Source organism: uncultured Desulfovibrio sp. (assembly GCF_944327235.1).
GTDB lineage: Bacteria > Desulfobacterota > Desulfovibrionia > Desulfovibrionales > Desulfovibrionaceae > Desulfovibrio.
The window spans coordinates 1-7,300 of sequence record NZ_CALVHE010000108.1; the positions used below are offsets into that span (position 1 = coordinate 1).

Annotated in this window: 7 protein-coding genes; 2 read left to right on the plus strand and 5 right to left on the minus strand. The window is 62.0% G+C overall.

The genetic code is table 11. From position 1 onward, the window contains the following. Positions 1-150 precede the first annotated feature (150 nt). The 5 genes from tilS to Q0K00_RS10840 form a co-directional block, all read right to left on the minus strand. Positions 151-1,257: a tRNA lysidine(34) synthetase TilS gene (tilS, locus tag Q0K00_RS10820; protein WP_297229417.1), complete on the minus strand. Its 1,107-nt coding sequence runs from the start codon at positions 1,255-1,257 to the stop codon at positions 151-153. Between the two features lie 76 nt (positions 1,258-1,333). Further along, a complete protein-coding gene (locus tag Q0K00_RS10825) occupies positions 1,334-1,669 on the minus strand; it encodes a hypothetical protein (RefSeq protein ID WP_297229419.1) in 336 nt (111 codons plus the stop codon). Next, entirely contained in the window at positions 1,669-2,970 is a 1,302-nt protein-coding gene (hemA, locus tag Q0K00_RS10830) for a glutamyl-tRNA reductase (protein ID WP_297229420.1), read from the minus strand. Before hemA ends, Q0K00_RS10825 begins: the two co-directional genes overlap by 1 nt. 9 nt (positions 2,971-2,979) lie before the next feature. Then, the gene (ccsA, locus tag Q0K00_RS10835) at positions 2,980-3,807 is read right to left on the minus strand and encodes a cytochrome c biogenesis protein CcsA (protein WP_297229422.1); all 828 of its coding nucleotides are present in this window, start codon (positions 3,805-3,807) and stop codon (positions 2,980-2,982) included. Beyond that, complete coding sequence (locus Q0K00_RS10840) at positions 3,794-4,474, minus strand: bifunctional precorrin-2 dehydrogenase/sirohydrochlorin ferrochelatase (protein ID WP_297229424.1); 681 nt, start codon at positions 4,472-4,474, stop codon at positions 3,794-3,796. The genes ccsA and Q0K00_RS10840 overlap by 14 nt, the downstream gene beginning before the upstream one ends. A 135-nt stretch (positions 4,475-4,609) precedes the next feature. Between Q0K00_RS10840 and Q0K00_RS10845 the strand changes: the two genes are divergently transcribed. Together Q0K00_RS10845 and Q0K00_RS10850 are read left to right on the plus strand one after the other, a co-directional pair. Beyond that, positions 4,610-5,872 (plus strand): glycosyltransferase family 9 protein, encoded by a 1,263-nt coding sequence (locus Q0K00_RS10845; protein ID WP_297229427.1) that lies wholly within the window; start codon positions 4,610-4,612, stop codon positions 5,870-5,872. After that, positions 5,872-7,119 (plus strand): glycosyltransferase, encoded by a 1,248-nt coding sequence (locus Q0K00_RS10850; RefSeq protein WP_297229429.1) that lies wholly within the window; start codon positions 5,872-5,874, stop codon positions 7,117-7,119. The genes Q0K00_RS10845 and Q0K00_RS10850 overlap by 1 nt, the downstream gene beginning before the upstream one ends. The last annotated feature ends 181 nt before the right edge of the window (positions 7,120-7,300 follow it).

A 7,300-nucleotide genomic window follows, 5' to 3' on the forward strand; every position in this document is an offset into this window, starting at 1 on the left:
GCCTCTTTTCTTGCCGCCGTTCAAATTAGATGCATATCTTTGTGGGCAAATATAATTTGACGACACTGTCTAGAGCATTTTCAGTTTGAAATGCTTCGCGTTCCAAACCATACGGCCTGTCATTTCGCGGAAAAAACGCGGTTTTTCCGCTCACTTTCGGCCAGGCGGTATTGTGCTGCCGCCTCGCGTTTTACCTTTTTCAAAGGCAAAACTCTCTATGCCGAAAGTGACGGCTCCGCTCCGCAGGACGGCCACAAGTCCTCCCGGAAATTGGAAGCGGGTATTGCCCCGGCCGTTTTGCCAGGCGTCGTCCAGAGCCAGCAGGCGCTCGGCGCGGGCCTGTCCGCCGTAGCGGCGGTTCAGGCGGCGCAGGGCCCGCAGATAGAGGCGCAGACGTACGGCCGGTGGATGGGCGCGGAGCAGGGCGCGGGGGAGGGTGATGCCGTTTTCCGTCTGCTGCCAGGGAGTCAGGGCAAGGGCCGAGTCCAGCGTGCTTTCCCAATAGCCGGCGTCCAGCTGCGCCAGTTGCCAGAGACGGGAAACCGATTCGCCGTAAGCGGGATTTTCCGCTTCCAGCAGGGGCAGGACCGAGTGGCGCAGGCGGTTGCGCAGAAAGGCGGGATCGTTGTTGGAGCTGTCCTCACTCCACGGGATTCCCCAGTCGGTTAGCCATTGCCGGAGCGTTTTGCCGGACAGGTGCAGGAACGGCCTCAGAAGGCGGCGTTCCGGGTCGCAGGCGGACATGCCGCCCAGCGCGGGCCAGCCCGTACCACGCAAAAGGCGCATGAGTTGATCCTCGCAGAGATCTTCGCGTTGATGGCCGGTAAGCAGCCAGTGGCAGCCTGTTTGCTGTCGCACCTCCTCCAGCAGGACATAGCGGGCCTTGCGGGCCGTTTCTTCCAGACCTGTTCCGGCTTCGCGTGCCATGTCCCGCACGGGGGCATGGCGGACGTGATGAGGAAGGCGCAGCGCCGCGCACAGATGCCGCACCTGCGCGCATTCGGCGTCGGCCTCCGGCCGCAGGCCGTGATGGACGGTGCAGACATGCGGGCGCCAGTCCTGACGGGGAGCGAGCAGGGCAAGGATGATGGTCAGGGCGGTGGAGTCCGCCCCTCCGGAGACCGCCAGCAGCAACGACTGCCCGCGTGAAGCTCCGTAATGGAGAAGAGTCCTTTCCAGACGCAGGCACTCTCGGGCCACGACAGGCCGCAATTCCCGGAGCGACGCCGGAGGTGAGAGGAGCGCTGGAGGCGTCACGGCAAGTATGACCCAGCCGCAGGGCGGAGGGGGCAACCCTCGGACCGGCGGCAAATACCAGCTGTCACAGAGAGGATCAGTGCGGCAGGTCGCATTCGGCAATGAGGTCTTCCAGCCGGTCAATAAGCGCCTGACGTGTGGCGCTGTCGGCCGGGGCAATGCACTCGCAGTGCAGACGGTTGCGGGCGCGTACCAGAAGTTCCAGACGCAGAAAATCCTCACCGATCTCCAGAGAGACGGCATACGGCCCGCAGCGGGCGGCATGGTCTTGCTGGAGAGGAGACCACAGGCTTTCCGGCACAGGCAGCCAGAAAAGACCATCCAGAGAGGAGGCGTAGCCCCGCTCCTGCGCAAAGTCCGCCAGGCGACGGCAAAGCTCCGGCGGCAGATCTTCCACAAGATAGGCGCGCATCAGCCTTTCTCCCGTGGTGTGGCGCGGCTACAGGTGCCGCTGTCCAGATTGAAGATACGGCGCATCAGACTGATGCGCGAAGCACTGCCTTCATGCGAACCGGTGCCTTCTTTGAGGAAGATGATGGGATCGTGATTCATCTTGCGGACCAGCGCCTTGGCCATGACGTCAAGCGCCTCGCGCACCTCGTCGGAGACCGGCCCCAGCCGTTTGAGCGTGCGGGCAAGCTCCTCCTCGGCCATGTGCTCGCCGCGCTGGATGATGTCCACGATGGTGGGTTGCATATCCAGCCCCTGTACCCACTGCTCGAAATGCCCCACCTCCTCATTGACGATCTCCGCGGCTTTTTGCGCTTCGTCCCGTCGGGAGGCAAGATTTTCTTCAACTACTTCTTTAAGGTCGTCGATGTCATACAGATAGACGTTGTCCAGCCCGTTGACGTCGGGGTCGATATCACGGGGCACGGCAATGTCGATGAAAAACATGGGCCGGTTTTTGCGGGCCTTGAGCACGCTGCGGATGTCACGAGCGCGGATGACCGGTTCCGGTGATCCCGTGGAGGCGATGATGATGTCCACATCCACGAGATGCGCGGCAATGGATTCAAAGGCGATGGCACGGCCGTTGAACTGTCGTGCGAGTTCCTGCCCGCGCGCAAGGGTACGGTTGGCGACGAGGATCTCCGCAATGCCGGCCTGCAGCAGGTGGGTGGCGGCAAGCTCGGCCATTTCCCCGGCTCCCAGCAGCATGGCCCGGTGGGAGGGCATGTCCCCGAAGATACGTTTGGCCAGTTCCACGGCGGCGTAACTGATGGAAACGGCGCTGGAAGCCACGGCGGTCTCCGTCCGTACGCGCTTGGCCACGGAAAAAGCCTTGTGCAGCAGTCGATTGAGGATGAGACCCGTGGTATGGCAGGCCGCTGCCTTGCGGTAGGCTGTCTTGAGCTGTCCCAGGATCTGCGGTTCGCCCAGTACCATGGAGTCCAGACTGGAGGCGACGGTAAAGAGATGGCGTACGGCCTCTGCCCCCTTATAAATATAGACATAGGGGCGCAGGTCTTCCACAGGGGCCTTGCAGGTATGTGCCCAGTCGGTCAACATTTGTTCCGCCATGTCGCCGTGTCCGGCGGCCAGCAGCTCCACCCGGTTGCAGGTGGAGAGGATCATGGCTTCGCTGATGGCTCCTTCACAGGGGACGGCCCAGCTGTCCGCCGAGCAGTGATTGACCAGCGCAAAGCGTTCGCGTACATCCACGCCCGCTGTGCGGTGATTGAGTCCCACAAGTACAAGATCGCAGTTCATGGTGATAGATCAGCCCCTGATGAAGGCGTGGTGCGTTTCCATGAAGGTATTCACCACGATGATGGAAAAAAGACACAGACCAAAGATGATGACCGCAAGACGGGCGGGCTTGCGGCCCCGCCAGCCCCGCGTCAACCGGTTATGGAAGAGGGCGGCCAGCAGCAGCCAGACGACAAGGCTGATGACTTCCTTGGGATCGCCGTTGAAGGTGGCTCCAAAAACGGGCTTGGCCCAGACGAGTCCCGCGACGATGCCCAGAGTGTAGAGTGGAAAGGTCGTCATCACCGCAAAGGCGTTGATCCTGTCCAGCAGGGAAAGGGCGGGCATGTCCTGCCAGAAACCCTTCATGGCCTGCTTGTTCTTGATGCGCCCTTCAAGGAAAAGGAAGATGCAGCCCGCGGCAAATGCCAGCGTGAGCAGCCCCAGACTGAGGAAGAGCGCGCCGATGTGCAGGGTGTAGAAGGGGGCGCTCAGCTGCGGGGGGATCTTCACCACCGCCGCGAGGTAGGGGGCGGACATGATGAAAAGGATGAGCGCCAGCGGCGCGGACAGGATGAGGGTGGCCTCCTGCCGATAGCGCAGGCGGGAAATGAGCCCGCACAGCAGGACGAACCAGGCCAGCATCTGAAGATAGGCCCCCAGGCTGAGCCCCTCCGGTAGGGTAGAGTGGAAGCCCAGTGCCAGCATGAGCGTCTGGACAAGGAAGCCGAAACCGGCCAGCCAGCAGCCGGTCTTGCGCAATACGACACTGCGCAGCATCATGCCGCTGATGCCGGCAAGGCTGGCTGCCCCGTAAAGGCACAGGGTCAGCAGGGTGGAGAGCTCAGGCGAGATCATGCAAAAACTCCGGTATACGGGTATGCAGCTCCGGCGGCAGTGTCTGTGCGAGAAAGTCGCGGCAGGCCTGCATGTCGCCGTTCTGCAACCAGTGTTGCAAGGGGGATTCCGCCAGACTGCGGAAGAGGTTTCCATTTTGCCGCGAGTCCGTGGACAAGGCAAGCACACAGGGCCGTATGCGGCCCATGAGCCGGGCCATGCGCACACGCGGCGCGAGCCAGTCTTCCAGCTCCTGCCGCCAGCGGCGCGCCAGGGCCGGGCTGGCTCCTCCCGTGGAAAGGGCCAGCATGAGTTCTCCCTGCCGGGCAAGGGCTGGAACCAGAAAGTTTCCCGCTTCGGGAGCGTCCACACAATTACAAAGGATGCCGTGCGTCCTGCACAGGGCAGCGATGCGGGCGTTTTCCGCACGATCTCCTGTGGCGGCAAACACCAGACGGCAGCCGAGCAGATCCTCCTCCGAACAGGCACGGCAGGCATGTCGCACCTGAGGAGACGACAGCAGGGCGGCGGCTTCCGCAGACGGCTCCGCGATATCGCGCGTCAGCACCGTGCCGGCGCCTGCCTCCAGCAGGCTCCGCAGCTTACGGCAGCCCACATCGCCAAGACCGGCCACGAGACAGCGGGCGTCACGCAGATCGAGAAACAGAGGATAAAGGTCGGATTTCATACGTCACCCTGCCGCAGTATACGCAAGCCGTCGCCATGCGCAAGGGGGGGAGAAGAGGCTTTTCTTGCCTCTCCCTACGGCTTGGGCTAGGTTGAGGAAGCCGTCCGCCCGGCTGGAGACGGCAAAGGATTGTCCATGCCCCGATTTCTTGTCATTCAGTCTGCCCGTCTGGGAGACCTTGTGCAGACGCGCCGTCTCCTGCTGACGCTGGCGGAGCGCGGGGAAACGCACCTGGCCGTGGATACGGGACTTGTTCCGCTGGCCCGCGTACTCTATCCGTTTGCCCGACTACATGCCTTGCCGCTCTATACCAGAGATGCCGCCACCGCTGCCCGGCAGATAGACGATGTCTTGCGTATCTGGCGCAATCTGGATTTTGCGGCGGTCTATAACTGCAATTTTTCTTCAGCCGGCACAAGTCTCTGCCGTCTTTTTGTCCCGGAGCGGGTGCATGGTTACCGGCCGGGTAGCGGTGGCCTCGAGCGATCGCCTTGGGCGCGACGAGCCTTCCGTCTGACGGAGCATCGGGCCTGCGGCAGTCTCAATCTGGTGGATTACTGGGGCCATTTCGCGTCGGATCCCATAGCGCCGGAGCGGGTCAATCCGCCGGCGTCAGGCGGAGGGGCCGGGTTGGGCGTGGTCCTGGCCGGCCGCGAATCCCGTCGGTCGCTGCCGGTACCGCTGCTGGCACGCATCGTGCGGACCCTGCATGATTTCATGGGCGGACCGCGTGTGTGCCTGCTGGGCTCCGCACAGGAACGGCCGGTTGCCCGGCGTTTGCTGCGGGAACTGCCCGCGCGAATGCTCGGCAATGTGGAGGATCTGAGCGGCAAGACCGATCTGCCCGCCCTTGTGGAAGCGGTGCGCGGACTGGACAGGCTGGTAACGCCTGATACCGGCATCATGCATCTTGCCGCCGCGCTGGGTGTGCCGGTGCTGGCCTTTTTCTTGTCCTCGGCCTATGCGCACGAGACAGGTCCGTACGGGATCGGGCATACCGTCGTTCAGGCGGACATCCCCTGCGTGCCCTGTCTGGAATCCGCTCCCTGTCAGTTTGACGTGCGTTGTCTGCGTCCTTTTGAGGAGGAACGGCTGCCTGGCGCGCTGGTAGCCTTGCTGGAGGGCGGTCGTCCGGCGGATATTCGTCTTCCCGATGGGCTGCAGGCCTGGGCAAGTGGATTGGATGCGCTCGGGGGGATACTGAAGCTGACGGCTGGACGAGATGCGCAGGCGTCCCTGCGATGCGCCGCTCGCCGCGAGCTGGCCGCATGGCTGGGGATATCGGCAGCGGACATAGCGGGCGAAGGATCTTCTCCTGACGCTGTGGCTGAAGAAACCGCGCGTCGCTGGTTGCGTGCCGACAGCGACTGGATGTTGCCCTCTCGGAGGTATAGCTGATGACGCCCTCTTTGCGTATCCTTGTCGTTTTGCCCCTGTACGGCGGTTCTCTGCCCATCGGCCGGTATTGCGCCAGAGCCTTGAGCAGCATGGGCCATGCCGTGCGCGTCTTTGACGCGCCGGCCTTTTATTCCGCCTTTATCGGCTTGAAAACGCTGCAACTTCCCCCCTCATCTCTGGGATCTCTGGAAAATGCCTTTCTGCAAGTGCTCAATCAGGGGATCCTGGCGCAGGTGGAAAATTTTGAGCCGTCCCTTGTGCTGGCGCTGGCACAGGCTCCGCTGAACCGTCTCAGTCTGCAGAAGCTTCGTAAAGCCGGCGTGCGGACGGCCATGTGGTTCGTGGAGGACTGGCAGGTCTTTGACTACTGGCAGACCTACGCGCCACTCTATGACGTCTTTGCCGTTATCCAGAAGGAGCCCTTTCAGGAAAAGCTTGCCGCCGTCGGCCAGGAACACGCCCCCTATCTGCCACTGGCCGCATTGCCCGAATTCCACAGGCCGCTTGCGTTGACGCCTGAGGAAGAGCGGGAATACGGTGCGGACATAGGCTTTCTCGGCGCAGGTTATCCTAATCGACGGCTGGCGTTCCGGCCTCTGGCCGGACGCAATTTCAAGATCTGGGGCTCGGATTGGGAAGGAGAGAGCGTGCTCGCCTCCTGCATCCAGCGGGGAGGACAGCGCATCGGTGAGGAGGAGAGCGTCAAGATCTACAATGCTTCGCGTATCAATCTGAACCTCCACTCCAGCCTGAAGACGGATACGCTGGTCAGTCACGGGGATTTCGTCAATCCGCGGACATTTGAGCTGGCGGCCATGGGGGCTTTCCAGCTGGTGGACAGGCGACGCCTCCTGCCGGAACTCTTTGCCGCGGATGAGCTGGCTTGCTTTGATTCCGAGTCAGAGCTTTATGATAAGATAGATTATTTCCTTTCCCATCCTGAGGAGCGGGCACAGTACTGCCAGCGGGCCCGGGAGCGTGTCCTGGCCGATCACACCTATGCGCAGCGGATGCAGCAACTGCTGGATTACGTGGCCGGGCAGTTCGGTCCCTGGAGGGCGGAAGCGGAGCAGGCGACGATAGCGCCCCCTCTGCTGGAATTGCTGCAACAGCTGGAGCTGGGGCCGGGGGCTTCCTTTGAAAATGTCGTCCACATGCTGCGGCAGCAGAGCGGCGCTTTGAGCGATGTGGAGACGGCTATCCTGTTTCTGGATGAGTGGCGTCGGCAGTACCGTGGCGACGCTTAGACTTAGATATCTGAAGCTGCATGAGGCCCCTTGTTCACCGGAGTGTGAAGAAGGGGCTTTTCTTTCTCCAACGCCCTCATCCTTTCCTTCTCAACTTCATCTTTTCTAGATAGTGTCGTCAAATTATGTTTGCCCACAAAGATATGCATCTAATTTGAACGGCGGCAAGAAAAGAGGCGCA